Origin of the sequence: Xanthomonas sp. 4461 (assembly GCF_024806475.1) — a bacterium.
GTDB lineage: Bacteria > Pseudomonadota > Gammaproteobacteria > Xanthomonadales > Xanthomonadaceae > Xanthomonas > Xanthomonas arboricola_F.
Genome location: NZ_JANTYV010000004.1, coordinates 468,716 through 484,068, shown reverse-complemented (window position 1 = coordinate 484,068; position 15,353 = coordinate 468,716). Strand labels below are relative to the sequence as shown.

10 protein-coding genes are annotated in these 15,353 nt (G+C 66.0%); 6 read left to right on the top strand and 4 right to left on the bottom strand.

From position 1 onward, the window contains the following. Positions 1–16: 16 nt before the first annotated feature. The 4 genes from FHY19_RS16810 to FHY19_RS16795 are packed head-to-tail and all read left to right on the top strand — an operon-like array spanning position 17 to position 4,175. Positions 17–1,147, top strand: coding sequence for an STM4014 family protein (locus FHY19_RS16810; protein ID WP_259167373.1), 1,131 nt, complete (start codon positions 17–19; stop codon positions 1,145–1,147). Continuing rightward, positions 1,140–1,958 carry an STM4013/SEN3800 family hydrolase gene (locus FHY19_RS16805; protein ID WP_259159997.1) on the top strand — a complete coding sequence of 273 codons (819 nt, stop codon included), beginning with the start codon at positions 1,140–1,142 and terminating at the stop codon, positions 1,956–1,958. Before FHY19_RS16810 ends, FHY19_RS16805 begins: the two co-directional genes overlap by 8 nt. Next, positions 1,955–3,316, top strand: coding sequence for an STM4012 family radical SAM protein (locus FHY19_RS16800; RefSeq protein ID WP_259167326.1), 1,362 nt, complete (start codon positions 1,955–1,957; stop codon positions 3,314–3,316). The genes FHY19_RS16805 and FHY19_RS16800 overlap by 4 nt, the downstream gene beginning before the upstream one ends. A 7-nt stretch (positions 3,317–3,323) precedes the next feature. Then, complete coding sequence (locus FHY19_RS16795; RefSeq protein WP_259167325.1) at positions 3,324–4,175, top strand: STM4011 family radical SAM protein; 852 nt, start codon at positions 3,324–3,326, stop codon at positions 4,173–4,175. Positions 4,176–4,334: 159 nt separating this feature from the next. On the opposite strand, the gene FHY19_RS16790 is transcribed toward FHY19_RS16795, so the two are convergent. Next, positions 4,335–4,991, bottom strand: a complete 657-nt coding sequence (locus FHY19_RS16790) for a YceH family protein (RefSeq protein ID WP_259159992.1) — start codon at positions 4,989–4,991, stop codon at positions 4,335–4,337. A gap of 307 nt (positions 4,992–5,298) precedes the next feature. On the opposite strand from FHY19_RS16790, the gene FHY19_RS16785 reads away from it, so the two are divergent. Then, complete coding sequence (locus FHY19_RS16785) at positions 5,299–6,246, top strand: 5'-nucleotidase, lipoprotein e(P4) family (protein ID WP_259167372.1); 948 nt, start codon at positions 5,299–5,301, stop codon at positions 6,244–6,246. Next, positions 6,243–6,974, top strand: a complete 732-nt coding sequence (gene pyrF, locus FHY19_RS16780; RefSeq protein ID WP_259167321.1) for an orotidine-5'-phosphate decarboxylase — start codon at positions 6,243–6,245, stop codon at positions 6,972–6,974. The genes FHY19_RS16785 and pyrF overlap by 4 nt, the downstream gene beginning before the upstream one ends. Positions 6,975–7,219: 245 nt before the next feature. On the opposite strand, the gene FHY19_RS16775 is transcribed toward pyrF, so the two are convergent. The 3 genes from FHY19_RS16775 to FHY19_RS16765 all read right to left on the bottom strand — a co-directional run bounded on the left by FHY19_RS16775 (position 7,220) and on the right by FHY19_RS16765 (position 15,218). Next, the gene (locus FHY19_RS16775; RefSeq protein WP_259167319.1) at positions 7,220–8,818 is read right to left on the bottom strand and encodes a tryptophan halogenase family protein; all 1,599 of its coding nucleotides are present in this window, start codon (positions 8,816–8,818) and stop codon (positions 7,220–7,222) included. Positions 8,819–8,845: 27 nt separating this feature from the next. Further along, positions 8,846–11,881 (bottom strand): TonB-dependent receptor, encoded by a 3,036-nt coding sequence (locus FHY19_RS16770; protein ID WP_259167318.1) that lies wholly within the window; start codon positions 11,879–11,881, stop codon positions 8,846–8,848. A 304-nt stretch (positions 11,882–12,185) separates the two neighbouring features. Next, positions 12,186–15,218 (bottom strand): TonB-dependent receptor, encoded by a 3,033-nt coding sequence (locus FHY19_RS16765; protein WP_259159979.1) that lies wholly within the window; start codon positions 15,216–15,218, stop codon positions 12,186–12,188. Between the last annotated feature and the right edge of the window lie 135 nt (positions 15,219–15,353).

Genomic DNA, 15,353 nt, shown 5'->3' with positions numbered 1-15,353 from the left:
GAGCGCGCACTGGGTCGTGGTGGGGCCACGGGACAGCCGCAGGGTCGCCGCCCTGCAGCAGGCATTGCAGGCGCAGGGGCAGCCTGCGGCCACGGTGTTCGATTATCTGCAGCTGCTGGACACCACAGCGCCGTTGCAGGACTGGCTGGCGCGGCATCCGGCCGCGCTGGTCAAGCTGGAATCGCCAGGCGAGGCGCCGGCGCTGCATCAGGCGCTGATCGTGCGCGGTTGGCACTGTCTGGGGCGGCCGGGGGCGGCTCCTGCGCCATTGGCGCATGGCGAACTCGCGCATCAGCAGCTGTGGTATGCGGGGGTTGCAGACCTGTTTGCGACCTTGCCGGCGGCGCGCTATCTGAATTCACCGGCGGGTCTGCTGGCCATGACCGACAAGCTTGGCTGCCAGCAGCGCCTGGCTGCGGCCGGTGTCACCGTGCCGGCGCTGCTGGGCACGGTCGACAGCTATGCCGGCCTGCGCGAACGCCTGCAGGCCAGCGGCTGCAGCCAGGCATTTCTCAAGCCGCGCTACGGATCTTCCGGCGCGGGGGTGCTGGCGTATCGCTGGCACCGCGATGGGCGCCAGATCGCCAGCGGCTCGGCCGAGCTGGTGGTGCAGGACGGCCAGGTGCGGGTGTTCAACGCATTGCGCCAGCGCAGCTACACCCGCACCGAGGAGATCGCGCCACTGGTGGATGCGATCGCCGCGCAGGGCGCTTACCTGGAGCGGTGGATTCCCAAGCCGCGCGCGCCCGGCCTGCCCGGCTATCACTACGACCTGCGCGTGGTCGCGTTCGACGGTGCGGCGCGGCAGCGTGTGGCACGTGCCAGCCGCGGTGCGCTGACCAATCTGCACCTGGGCAACCGGCGCCTGCCGGCGCAGGCCTGGCAGAGCGACGAGGTGGATGCGGCGGTGGCCAGCACCGTGGCGCAGGCGGCCAGCGCGTTCGCCGACTGTCGCATGATCGGTTTCGACCTGATCCAGCGCGCCGGGCGCTGCCATGTGCTGGAAGCCAACGGCTTTGGCGACCTGCTGCCGCAGCTGCGCTGGCAGGGGCGCACCACTTACGAGGATCAGGCAGCACTTGGCACCGTCCTCGCCACTGCTGGCATGACCGCCGACGCGCGCTGCGAGAACCGCCTGCATGGTTGAGATGCTGCCGGACATGCGCGCCATCGTCGGTGCGCACGACATCGTGCTGATCACCTTGGATACGCTGCGCTACGACGCTGCGCAGCGCTGTTTTGCGCAGGGCGAGCTGCCGGTGCTGGCGCCGTACCTGCCGGCCGATGGCTGGGAGCGGCGGCACACGCCGGGCAGCTTTACCTACGCGGCGCATATGGCGTTCTTCGCCGGGTTCTTACCGACCCCGGCGCGCCAGGGCCCGCATCCGCGCCTGTTCGCGCTGGCCTTCGACGGCAGCGAGACCATCGTCGCGCAGACCCAGGTGTTCGCCGACAGCGGCGATATCGTCGATGGCCTGGCGCGCTGCGGATACCACACGCTATGCATCGGCGGCACCGGTTTTTTCAACAAGGCCAACGCGCTCGGCGCGCAGCTGCCCGGCCTGTTCGGCGAGAGTCACTGGTCGCCGGAGTTTGGCGTCACCGCCGCCGATTCGACCGAGCGCCAGGTCGCACTGGCCTGCGCACGCCTGGGCGACCCCGCCCTGCGCGATACCCGCTGTTTTCTCTTCATCAACGTCTCGGCCCTGCATCAGCCCAATTGCCATTACGTCCCCGGCGCGGTACGCGACGACTTCGACAGCCACTGCGCCGCGCTGCGCTATGTGGATGCGGCGCTGGCGCCGTTGTTTGCCGCATTGCGCGCGCGCGGTGGTGCGTTTGCGATCGTCTGTTCCGATCACGGCACCGCCTACGGCGAGGATGGCTACCATGGCCATCGCCTGGCCCACGAAGTGGTGATGACCGTGCCTTATGCCCATTTCCTGGTGACCCCATGAGCCTGCCTTCGTTGGCCGAGTTGCTGCGCCAGCCGCCGTACCAGGCCTATTCGTACTCGTACCCGCACAAGACCAGTTACCGGCCGCTGCAGCCGGCCGTGCCGCTGTCGCAGGTCTGGGCCGACGAACCCCGGCAGGCGCTGTTCCTGTACCTGCATATCCCGTTCTGCTCGTACCGCTGCGGGTTCTGCAACCTGTTCGCGCTGGCGCGCCCGGCAGCGGCGCAGGTGGAGGCCTATTTGCTGCAGATGGAACAGCAACTGCGCGCCACCGTGCAGGCCTTGGGCACGCACCGCTTCGTGCGTTTTGCGATGGGCGGCGGTACGCCGAGCTATCTGGATCCGGCGCAATTGCAGCGCGTGTTCGACATGGTGGCGCGGCACGCGACGATTGCGCTGGACACCATTCCGGCCGGCATCGAAGTTTCCCCGGAAACGGTGGATGCCGAGCGGCTGCGGGTCTGCCGGCAGGCCGGCATCGATCGCGTCAGCATGGGCATCCAGAGTTTCAGCGCCGCCGAAGTGAGCGCACTGGTGCGGCCGCAGCAGCGCGACACGGTGGAGCGGGCGATCGCCATCATTCGCGCCCAGGACATCCCGACGCTGAACCTGGACCTGATCTACGGCATCGCCGGGCAGACCGTGGAGAGCTTCCTGGCCTCCATCGACAGCGCACTGCGGCATGCGCCCGAGGAGCTGTACCTGTATCCGCTGTACGTGCGGCCGATGACCGGCCTGGGCCGGATCGAGGCCAAGAGCGGCGGGCGACGCAGCTTCGTGCTGCAACCCGAGCCGCTGGACGAGCGCCTGGTGCTGTACCGGGCCGGACGCGATCATCTGCTGGCGGCCGGCTACACCCAGGTCTCGATGCGCATGTTCCGCGCCCCGCATGCGAGCGATAGCGACGCGCCGGTATACTGCTGCCAGAGCGATGGCATGGTGGGGATCGGCTGCGGCGCGCGCTCGTATACCGCCGGCCTGCATTACTCCAGCGAATACGGGGTCAGCCGGCGCTCGGTGGCGGAAATTCTCGATCACTACCTGGCGCGCGATCCGGCCAGCTTCGCCTGCGCCGACTACGGCATCGCGCTGGATGCCGACGATGCCATGCGGCGGCATGCGATCCAGTCGTTGCTGGTGTTCCCGGGGCTGGACCGCGACGACTTTGGTCGGCGCTTCGGCCTCGATTGCCTGGAGGCCTTGCCGCAGCTGCAGGAGTTGCTGGCGCTGGGGCTGGCGCAGCAGCACGGAACGCTGCTGGCGCTCACCGCCGCAGGCATGGAGCGGGCCGACACCATCGGCCCCTGGCTGACCTCTGCGCCGATTGTCGAGCGCATGCAGCAGTACCAGGTCGGGTAAGCGACCGATGCATCTGTCATTGCTCTATCGGGGACGGCTGAGCAGCTGCAATTACGCCTGCGATTACTGCCCGTTCGCCAAGACCTACGACAGCCCCGCCGCGCTGCGCCGCGATGCGCAGGATCTGGCGCGGTTCGTCGGCTGGGCACAGGCGCAGACGCGGCCGTTGTCGATCCTTTTCACGCCCTGGGGCGAGGGCCTGGTGCGGCGGCATTACCGTGATGCGATGGTGCAGCTGAGCCAGCTGCCGCAGCTGCGCCGGGTGGCGATCCAGACCAACCTGTGCACGGGCATGCGCTGGCTGGATGCGGCCAATCTCGACCGCCTGGCGCTGTGGTGCACCTACCATCCCAGCCAGGTGACGCGCGCAGCCTTCCTGCGGCGCTGCCAGGCGTTGCGCGAACGCGGCGTGCGCCACAGCGTGGGCATGGTGGCCTCGCACGCGCACATGGACGAGATCGAGGCGCTACGCGCTGCGCTGCCTGCCGCCACGCCGATGTGGCTCAACGCCTTCGATCCGCGCCCGCCGGACTACTACACGCCCGAGCAGGTGCAGCGCTTGAGCCGGATCGATCCGCATTTCGGCTACAACCTCGCCCCGCCGCCCAGCTTCGGCGCGCCCTGCCTGACCGGCGAGTCGGTGCTGTCGGTGGATGGCGACGGCACCGTGCGGCGCTGCCACTTCGTCGCTACGCCGCTGGGCAATCTCTACGACGGCAGTTTCGCCGCGCAGCTGCGTGCCCGCAGCTGCCCCAATACGCGGTGCGATTGCTTCATCGGCTACGTGCACCGGCCGGACCTGCCGTTCCAGGCCGACTATGCGGGCGGCGTGCTGGAACGGGTGCCGGCGACGGTGTGATCCGCCAAGGCCGACCGGTGACTTGCCCGGGGCGGCTCGCAGCGTGGCGGGCAGTTATCGGGGATGGCGCGCAGTCACCGCAGTGCGCGCGCGGTCCGTGCCCCACCAGACATCGCCGGCGTGCGCCTGGCGGCGGCGCGAGCGCTTCGCTTCCTGCGTTTACTCGCCCAGGCGGGTGCGCAGCGCGGTCACCTGCTCGCGCAATTCCTGCAGCTGCTCTTCCAGGCTCTGCACGCGCGCTTCCAGCGCAGCGCTGTCGGCGCCGCGCGGCGTGCTCTCGCGCGTGGCAGCTGCGGCCTGCAGCGCGTCCAGATCCAGCTCGCCGCCGAGCAGATGCATGTAGCGGTCCTCGCGCTGGCCGCTGGCGCGCGGCAGTTGCACCGCCAGGCTGCGCTGGATCAGCCGGTCCAGGTGATGGCGCACGTCGTCGGCATCGTTGAAGCGCGCCAGCCGCTCGCTGCGCGCGAACAACTCGCCCAGGGTTTGCGGGCCGCGCAACAGCAGCAGGCCGATCAGGGCCACCTGCTGGCGCGTCAGATCCAGCACGCTGCCCAGCCGGTGTTCGTAACGCTCGGCACGCGAGGAGAACTGCTGGCGCACCAGGCCCAGCGTTTCCAGCTGGCGTAGCGCGTGATGCACCACGCCGGTCTGCAGGTTCAGCACCGGCTCGCGCGCGGTCTTCTGATTGGCGGCCACCTGTGCGGCGTTGACGGTGAGCGGGTAGGCGTCCGGGGTGGTGGCCTCTTTTTCGATCAGGCAGCCAAGCACGCGGGCCTGGGCGGTATCGAGAACGGGCGGTGGCGAGGTCTCTGTCATCGGTGACTCCGGGGCAATCAGCGCACAAGGATATGCCGATCCTGTGTCGGTGTTCTTCGAGGCGCCTGCGATCAGCCTGTGCGTGCCGCCAAGCTGCTGCGGGCGGCAGCGCGTGCGCCGTCGCAGCCCATGCGCCATGGCAGTCGTCGGCCGCTACGCGGTTTCCAGCCACCACTGCCACGCAGGGCCATCGCTGCAGTCACCTCCCATGGGTGCGTGTCGCGTCCACGGGCCTTGCTGTCGCCAACAGCGGGCGGCCAGGCGCGAACCCGCTAAAATCGCGGGCTTAATGACCGCTCCTGTTCTGGTGGATGCCATGCGCCCCTCGCTTTACGCACCGTTGTCCCTGCTCGCCTGCACCGTGCTGGCCTTGAGCGCCTGCAAGCCCGCCGACAAGTCGCCGGCGCAGCCTGCGGCCGCCTCCGCCGATGCTGCCGGCACGGCGTCTGCCACGCCCGCCACACATGCCAGCACGCTCCCGGCCGGCGACGACAACCTCAATGCGGTGCTGTGGATGCAGCGCTCGGAGGAATACCGCGCCGTGGCCGAGCAGACCTACCGCGCTGCGGCCGACAAGCTCGATGCCGCGCTCAAGCAGCCCAACTGGGACGCGCTGGTCCCCGAAGAACGCGGCAATGCCGCCAGCGGGCTAAAGCCGGCGGTGGTGCTGGACGTGGACGAGACCGTGCTGGACAACTCGCCCTATCAGGCGCGCCTGTTGCGCGACGGCAAGGAATACGACGAGTTGAGCTGGGACCAGTGGGTGGCCGAGAAGAAGGCCAAGCCGATTCCGGGCGTGGTGGATTTCGCCAAGGCCGCCAACGCCCGCGGCATCACCCTGATCTACATCTCCAACCGCGCCGTGCACCTCAAGGACGCCACTCTGGCCAACCTGCGCAGCGCCGGGCTGCCGGTGGCCGACGACAGCGTGTTTCTGGGCCTAGGCACGGTGGTCAAGGGCTGCGAGCAGAACGGCAGCGAGAAGAACTGCCGGCGCCAGCTGGCCGGGCAGACCTACCGCGTGCTGATGCAGTTCGGCGACCAGCTGGGCGACTTCGTGCAGGTCACCGCCAACACCGGCCAGGCGCGCGGCGCATTGCTGCAGCAGTACCACGACTGGTTCGGCGAGCGCTGGTGGATGCTGCCCAATCCCAGCTATGGCGGCTGGGAGCCGGCGCAGTTTAACAACGATTATTCGCAACCCTGGCAGACCCGCCACGACGCCAAGCGCGCCGCGCTGGAGGTGGCCCGATGAGCCGCGCACCGTTGCCGCTGGCCGCGCACGAGCGGCTGATCTTCGCGCTGGACGTGCCCGGCCATGACGAGGCGATCGCCTGGGTGGACCGGTTGGGCGAGTCGGTGTCCTTCTACAAGATCGGCATGGAACTGCTGGCCTCGGGCGAGTACTTCCATGTGCTCGATGCGCTGGCCAAGCGCAACAAGCGCGTGTTCGTCGACCTGAAGTTCTTCGACATCCCTGCCACCGTGGCCGGCACCATCCGCCGCCTGTCGCAGTGGCCGGTGAGTTATTGCACCGTGCACGGCTGGCATGCCGGCATGCTGCAGGCCGCCGCCGAAGCCAACCAGGGCGACATGCGCCTGCTGGCGGTGACCGTGCTGACCTCGATGGGCCGCCCGGACCTGGCCGCGATGGGCATCGACCGCGAACCGGTGGACGTAGTGGTGGAGCGCGCGCTGGCCGCCCAGGCCGCCGGCATCGACGGGGTGATCGCCTCCGGCCAGGAAGCCGGCCCGATCCGCCGCGCCACCGGCCCGGGGTTTTCGATCGTCTGCCCCGGCATCCGCCCCGGCGGCCCGGTCGGCGACGACCAGCAACGCACCGTGGGCGTGGCGCAGGCGTTCACCGATGGCGCCAACGCGATTGTGGTCGGCCGGCCGATCCGCCTGGCTGCCGACCCGGCCGCCGCTGCCGCCGCCATCCAGGACGAGATCCGCGCGGCGGTGGCACAGCACCGAGACTGATGGGCCCTGGGCAACACATCGCTGCATCCGATTTGTGTTAAATCAATGAGTTAAACCAAAAGAATTAAAGTGTTGCTTTAACGTTAAAGTCTGGTTAGCATGCCGCGTCCGATGTCAGTCGGAAGCTGTGCCACTCATTGTCCACCGGGCTGGTCCCGGTTTTCGAAGGGATCGGGCCTTGTGCCCGATCCTTTTTTTTGCCCGCCGATCAGTGCATGTGGCGATTGCGCCGGACGTGCCGTCGCTCAGCGCGGCGCAGCCGCCTTGCAGTAGCGATCGATGAACTGCTGATGGGTCGGCATGACATCCACGCAGTGGCCGATGGTCTGTGCCACGCTGGCCAGAAAGCCTTCGGCATCGCGGTCGGGTACCTGATCCACCAAGGGGTGGTAACCCTGCGGCAGGATGCCCTGGCCCACCATCACCTGTACCCAGCTGATCTCGGCGAACATCTCTTCGGCATTGCGGTAGAAGCGCCCGCTGTCGCGGAACAGGTCCAGCGTTGCCTGCAGTTCGGGGGTGATCGGCATGGTGCGGCAGTGCCGCCAGAACGCGCTGTCGTCGCGCTCGGTGGCGTGGTAGTGCAGCAGCAGGAAATCGCGGATGCGGTCGAACTCGAACGCCAGCCGGTCGTTGTAGCGCTGCACCAGCACCGGGCTGATGCCTTCGCGCGGGAACAGCTCCAGCAACTTGGAAATGCCGGACTGGATCAGATGGATGCTGGTCGATTCCAGCGGCTCCAGAAAGCCGCTGGCGAGCCCCAGCGCAACCACGTTGCGGTTCCAGAACTGCTTGTGCCGGCCGGTGGTGAAGCGCAGCGGGCGGGGGTCGCCCAAGGGCTTGCCATCCAGGTTGGCGAGCAGGCTGGCGGCGGCTTCGTCGTCGCTGATGTGCGCGCTGGAATACACATAGCCATTGCCGGTGCGGTGCTGCAGCGGGATGCGCCACTGCCAGCCGGCCGCGCACGCAGTGGAGCGCGTGTACGGCGTGGGCGGGCCGACGTTTTCGCTAGGCACCGCCAGGGCGCGGTCGCACGGCAGCCAGTGGGTGAAGTCGTGGTAGCCGGTGTGCAGCGCGTCTTCGATCAACAGGCCGCGAAAGCCCGAGCAATCGATAAACAGATCGCCAGCGATGAGCTGGCCGGACGCCAGCTGCAGCGACACCACATGGCCCGACTCGGGATGCAGGTGCACACGGTCCACCATGCCTTCGATGCGGCGCACGCCGCGCGCTTCGGCAAAGCCGCGCAAGAAGCGCGCGTACAGCGAGGCATCGAAGTGATACGCGTAGGCGATGTTGGCCAACGGTGAATTGGCCGGCACATCGCCGGCCGAGGTCATGAACTTGCCGCGCACCGCGGCTACGGTGTTGAGCGTATAGGCGCCCAACTGCTGCGCCTTGCCGCGCAAGTGTTGCTTGATCCAGTACTGATGGAACGGCAGCAGCCCGAGCGGGTGCCCGATCTGGGTGCCGAAGCCATGGATGTAGGAGGTGCCGGGGCGCTGCCAGTCGACGAACGCGATACCGAGCTTGAAGCTGCCCTGGGTCTGGCGCACGAACTCGGCTTCGTCGATGCCGAGCAGATTATTGAAGGCCTTGATGTGCGGCACGGTGGCTTCGCCCACACCGACGGTGCCCAGCTGTTCGGACTCGATCAGCTGCACATTGAAGGTGGGGCCAAGCACGCGCGCAAAGGCGGCGGCCGCCATCCAGCCAGCGGTACCGCCGCCGACGATGACGATGTTGCGAAGTGGAGCGGGGATCATGCCTGCACGTTCCTGATCAAGGGAAGACGGACAAACGAACGGGGCCAGCTGGCCCCGTTCGAACCACCAAACGCCCATGTCGGCGCGCGTGGCGATGGAGGCCAACTAGAACTTGGCGCCGATTTCCAGCACGACGCTGCGCGGCACGTAGTTGATCTCGCCGCTGGTGTTGATGGCGATGTCCGGATCGAACTGCCCGTTGCTGCCGAAGCCGTTATAGGCGTACGCGCTGTAGTTCTTGAAGTTGAACGCGTTGAGCAGGTTCACGCGCGCGTTGAGCTTGAAGTCCCCGACCACGGTGAACTCCTTGGTGGCCTGGAAGTCCACCGTGCGATAGCCCCAGATGTCGCCTCCGACCAGGAACTTGCCGCTGCCCGGCGGGGTAACGCCGACCTGCTGGCAGGTCGCACCATCGGGATCGGTGAAGCCGAAGCAGGCGATCGTGTTGATCGGCTCGGGCGTTGCCAGCACCAGCTTGGCACCGAAGGTCACGCCCCACGGGCCGTCGATCGAACCGGATGCGACAAAGCGATGTGCGGCCACGGCGTCGGATTTGACGAACGGATAGCCGCGGATGGTGGCTTTGTCGAAGCCGTAAGGCTCGTCGATGTTGCGGTTCTGGCGCGCGCTGGTATGGGTGTAGGACAAGGTCAGGCCCCACCCGGATTCCTTGGTGTACGGCTTGTCGGCCGACAGCAGCACCTGGCTGTTGCGCTGTTCCAGGCCGTTGCTGCCCAGGATGGTGTTCTGGTAGCCCGGCACCGGCTCGCCCCACGGCACGTTGCCGTTCTGGAAGTAGGAACCATCCGGGTAACGGTTGATCAGGCCCATTGCAAACCCGTCGTAGCTCAGGATGCGCTGGAAGGTCACATCGGTCAGCCAGTCGCCCACCTGATTGGTGATGCCGATGCTGTACTGATCGCTGTAAGGCGTCTTGAGCTTGTTGTTGAACATGAAAAGCTCGGCGCTGCCGGCCACACCGGGAATGGTGTTGAGCTGATCGATGCCGTTGAGATAACGCGGGTCGAACGCCACGCACGTACGGTCAGCGCGATAGCACTGTTGGGTTGCCGGATTTTCGAAATACACCGCCACTGGCGACAACGCCGCCTTGCTGGTTTCCAGAGCCAGCTGCTCGAACAGGTTGCGGTCGTACGAACGCGCCGCACCGCCATGCACGATGGCAGCTTCGTCGCCGAAGATGTCATACGAGAAGCCGAAGCGCGGCGCCCAGGCATCCTTGAAGTTCTTGCGGTTGTTGCCGGTGCTGATGTAGTTCGCCACGTTGATGCCGCTCGGCAGCAGGCGGTTGGCCCACGGTTGGCCGGGGTTTTCCGCGTCGTTGGCGTACAGCGCGTCGACGAAGGCTTGCGAGGTCACGAAGTCGGTGTAGGCCGGTGTGTCTTCGTAATCCCAGCGCACGCCGATGTTGATCATCAGCTTGTCGGTGGCGGCCCAGTCGTCCTGCAGGTAGATGCCGTACTGCTTGGACGGCGAGACCACCGTGGCGCGCTGGCCGGGCGTGGTGTACGGCGCAATGAAGTCCACGCGATATGGCGTGGATTCGACGCTGCCGCCGTTGACGCGGTAGCTGAACTGCGGATTCAACGCCGCCGAATCCTGCGAGGTGAGTTCGATGTCCTTGTAGTTCACACCCATCTTGATGGTGTGTTCGCCATGCCACTGAAAGCTGGTGAAGGTCAGATCGTTCTGGAGGAACCAGCCCTTCTGGCTCTTGCGCTGCGCATTCGCGCCACCGGCCGAGCCGGTGGTCAAAAATGTGCGCTCATCGATATCGGTGGAGCCGGGGCGCGGCTGGAAATAGGTGTAGATGATGCCGTTTCCCAGCGTGCGCGGAGTCGGGTTGTTCTCCGAGTTTTCCGTGCCAACGATAACCTCGTTGAACCAGTTGTCTGCACTGTGCTGCCAGCGCAGGTTGGTGCGCTTGTCCTTGTTGATCTTGTCGGTGGCCTGCGCCAGCGTATTGGTGCCGCCGACGTTGGCGGTTTGCGTTTCGTCGCGGTAGATCGTGCTCAGCTCGATACGATCGCGATCGGTGGGTTCGAAATCGATCTTGCCGAAGAACAGGTCTTCCTCGAACGGCATGTTGGCCGGGCCGTACTGGCTGGCCAGATCCGCAGGCAGTTGGTTGACGAACGCGGCGGCCTCTGCGCTGGGTTGCACGCTCTTGGGCGCGACGTTCTCCTTGCCCTCGTAGGCAACGAAGAAATGCATGCGGTCCTGGATGATCGGCCCCCCCAAGGCAAAGCCATATTCCTTGGTCTGTGAATCGATCTTGCCGTTTTCTTCCTCGTCCGGCCGCTTGTCGCGCAGGTCCTGATCGGTATAACGGTAGAACGCTTCGCCGTGGAACTCGTTGGTGCCGGACTTGGTGGCCGCCGTGATCGCCGCGCCACTGATCTGGCCGTACTCGGCCTTGTAGTTGGAGGTGATCACCTTGTACTCGCCGATGGCGAGTTGCGGGAACGGATTGCCTTGCGTGTCGCTCTGGCCGGCGACCCCGCCGCTGCGCACGTAGCTCTTCTGGCCCACGCCATCGATGTACAGATTGCCGGCGCTGGCGTTGGATGCACCGCCGCGCAGCTTGGTGTTGCCGTTGCCGTCCACCTGAAACACCATGCCAGGCACGGTGTCTGCAAACTCCAGGAAGTTACGCGTGGCCTGCGGCAACTGCTGGATCTGCCGCGCGGAAATGGTGTTGCCCACCTCCGACGTCTTGACGTCGCGAATCATCGGCGCGCTGACCGTCACCGTGTCCAGCGTGGTCGCATCGCCGGCGGGCGCGGCCGCCGTCTCCGTGCCGAGATCGACGGTGGCGCTGGAGGCCACCGACAAGGTAACCGTGCGGCTGACGCCGTTGGATTCGACCTTGTAGGTGCCCGGCTGCAGACCGACGATGGTGTAGTTGCCGTTCGCATTGACCGGCGCGCGACGCACCGAGCCGGTGGCCAGATTGGTGACGACGACTTCGCTGCCGCTCTGTGCGGAGGCGACCTGGCCGCGCAACGTGGCGTTGCTGGACTGGGCCATGGCCGGAGTGGTGGCGAACAACGAGGCGGCCAGGGCGCAGCACAACAGGCTGCGCGCCGGCAGGGTGGAGACGGTACGGTGGGTCTTCATGACTTTCCCCCTCCCAGGGGTAAAGCGCGAACCAGTGGAGTGACTGGCGCGTCGAGGTTGGTACTTTGATGTGAGTGATACGGGGACAGCAGGCAACGCAACAAACGACAGCAACTGCAAACAAGAACCACAAACCAGCAAGCGTTGCAGCACGCGCAGCGCGTCATTGCTCGCGCTGCACGGCATGCACCGCAACGGACCAGTAAGCGTTACCAGTCCAGAGCGGCGCGATCTTCGTGCGGGGGAAGAAGGAAGTGTGCGAAACCTGCGGTCTGCAACAGTCGTTGCAGACCGCAGTGCCGGCTTACCAGATGATGCGGGCGCTCAAAAACAGGGTGCGCGGCGGGGTGGAGATCGCGCCGTACTGGTTGATGCTCACGCGCGGGTTGTACACGCCGGCATCGCCCCAGTCGATGGAGTACTGATCGTAGTTGCGGAAGTTCAGCGCATTGATCAGATCGCCGCGCACCTGCACGGTGAGTGCGTCGGTGACATGCATGTCCTTGGACAAGGACAGATCCAGCTGGCGCGTGCCGAAGATGTCGCCACCGGCGATGAACTTGCCGCCCGGCGCATCCACCGAGACGATGCGGATGTTGTCCGATGGCGGGCCGCCATAGAGATCGTACGACACCGCCTCGTTGCGCGGCGCCACCGTGGCCAGGGTCAGCTTGGCCGAGGCGCTGATGCCCCAGAACAGGTCGTAGATCCCGGTCAGCACCAGCCGGTGGCGCGGCACCGAGTTCAGATCCAGGAACGGGTAATTGGCGATGGTCGCGGCATCGAAGCCGTACTGATCGTCGTTGCCGCGATTGCCGCGTGCGCGCGAGAACGTGTACGCCGCGGTCAGGCCCCAGCCGCTTTCCTTGGTGTAGGCCTTGTCGGTGGACAACAGCAACTGCGCGGTCTTGGTTTCGACACCGTTGTTGCCGATGATCAGGTTGCCGAAACCCGCCGGTGACTGGGTCCACGGCTGCGCACCGGCCTGGAAGAAATCGCCGTTGGGATAGCGATTACCCAGCGTGAGGATCAAACCATCCTTGCTGTGGATGTAGGACACCGTGGCCGAATTGCTCCACTCGCCCACACGGGTACGCAGGCCAAGCGAATACTGGTCCGAATACGGCGTCTTCAGATCGTTGTTGAGCAGGTCGATCTCGCCGTTGCGCACACGTGCATCGACCAGGCCGCCCAGGCTGTCCGGATTGCTGACAAAGGACGGGTTGAAGTTGGTGCAGGTGCCGGCCGCCGGGGTGCAACCGGAGGATTCGACAAAGCGGATGGTGTACTGCGACAGCGCAGACTTGACCTGCTCCAGGCCCATGATGTCGAACAGGTTGCGGTCGTAGCTGCGCCCGGCGCCACCGAACAGCACCAGCGATTCGTCGCCACGGAAGTCGTAGGAGAAGCCCAGGCGCGGCGCGAAGTTGTTGTTGTCCTGTTTGCGATTACGGCCGTTGCTGATGTAGTCGTTGACGTTCACTCCACCCTTGGCCAGTTGCTCGGCATAGGTGGCGCTGACCGCCGGGTCGGTACCGGGGCCGTTCAGTGCGGCGACCACTTCCGGCGGGGTCACGTTGTCCAGGTAGGATGGAATCTTCTCGCCATCCCAGCGTACGCCGATGTTCAACTGCAGCTTGTCGTTGACGTCCCAATCGTCCTGGATGTACAGGCCAAGCTGCTTGCTGGTGGTGGTGACCGACGGGGCGGCGCCGGCAAACGGCAGGTTGAAGCGCACCTGGTAGGGGATGGGCGCGGTACCTGCGCCATCGCCCACCGCGTAGTAGAACGACGGGTTGGCCGCCGAATTCTCGCTCTGGGTCAGCTCCACTTCCTTGTACTTCACGCCCATCTTGATGACGTGGCTGCCATGCCACTCGATGTTGTTGAAGGTCAGATCGTTCTGGAAGCTCGGGCCTTTCTGCCCCTTGCGCTGGATCGCCAGGCCACTGGTGGCGTCGTCGTTGATCAGCACATCGTCTTCGGCAATGCCGCGCGTGTACACGGTCTGGCTGCCGATGGTGTAGGCGGTGGGGTTGAACAGCACGTCTTCGTACGACACGCGCGCTTCGTTGACGTAGTTCTCGCCGAAATGCTGCCAGCGCAGGTCGTAGCGCTCTTCGGTGTTGAGGTTGATCTTGGCGGCGATGGCGGTATTGCGATCGCCCACGCTGTCGCGGCTTTCTTCGTCGCGGTACTTGGCGGTGAGCTCCAGGCGGTCGTTGTCGCCGATGTCCCAATCGATCTTGCCGAAGTACAGGTCTTCGTTGAAGGGCCGGGTGACCGAGCCCAGGCGGCTTTGCACGCCGGCCGGCAAATCGTCGCGCAGGCTGCTGAAGTTATCGGGCACCGACACCGGATTGGCCGACACCTCGAACCCCTTGCCTTCGTAGCTGAGGAAGAAGTGCGCCTTGTCCTTGACGATCGGCCCGCTGAAGGCCATGCCGTACTCGTCCTGGTGGGTCTGGCGCTTATTGCCGTCGGCGTTGGGCGCACCGGCGCGCTCGTCGGCCTGGCGCGCACGGAAATCGGTATTGGTGGTGCGCCCGAAGATCTCGCCGTGGAATTCGTTGCCGCCGGACTTGGTGGACGCCACGATCGCCGCCGATCCCACCTGGTCGAACTCGGCCTTGTAGTTGGAGGTGATGACCTTGTACTCGCCGATCGCCAGCTGCGGGAACGGGTTGCCCGCGCTCTGCTGCTGGCCGGACACGCCACCGAACAGGTAGCTCTTCTGGCCCACACCATCGATATAGACGTTGACCGCCGAGCTGGCCTGCGCACCGCCACGGATGCGGCTATTGCCATTGGCATCGGTCTCGAACTGCATGCCCGGGACGGTGTCGGCAAACTCCAGGAAGTTGCGCGTCAGCTGCGGCACCGTGTTGATCTGCTTCAACGAAATATTGGTGCCCACCTCGGAGGTCTTGACCTCCTGCAGCGTGGTGGCGGTGACCTGCACCGCATCCAGCGTGGTGGCGTCGCCTGCCGGAGCCGTCGCCTCGCCGCCGCCGCCCAGATCCAGGCTGACCGACGAGGCCACCGACAGGGTCACGGTCTTCTCGGTGCCCGGGCCGGCTTCCACCTTGTAGGTGCCCGGCGGCAGGCCCACCAGCGCATAGGTACCGTCCGCACCGGTGGTCACCCGTCGCACTGCGCCGCTGGCGACGTTGGTCGCGGTCACGGTGGTGCCTGCCTGGGATGTGGCGACCTGTCCGCGCAAGGTGGCATTGCTGGACTGGGCCATCGCCGGGGCGGCGGACAACAACGAAGCGGCGAGGGCGCAGCACAACAGGCTGCGTGCCGGCAGGGTGGACACGGTGCGGTAGGTCTTCATGACTTTCCCCCTCCCAGGGGTCAGGCGCGTACCGGCAAAGTGGTCGGCGTGGCGCGGGTAGTGCGTTGTTTCAAGGACTGCAGGACGGCAACAGGCAAACGGCAGGCGTTATAAAAAACATAAGAAACCGCAAAG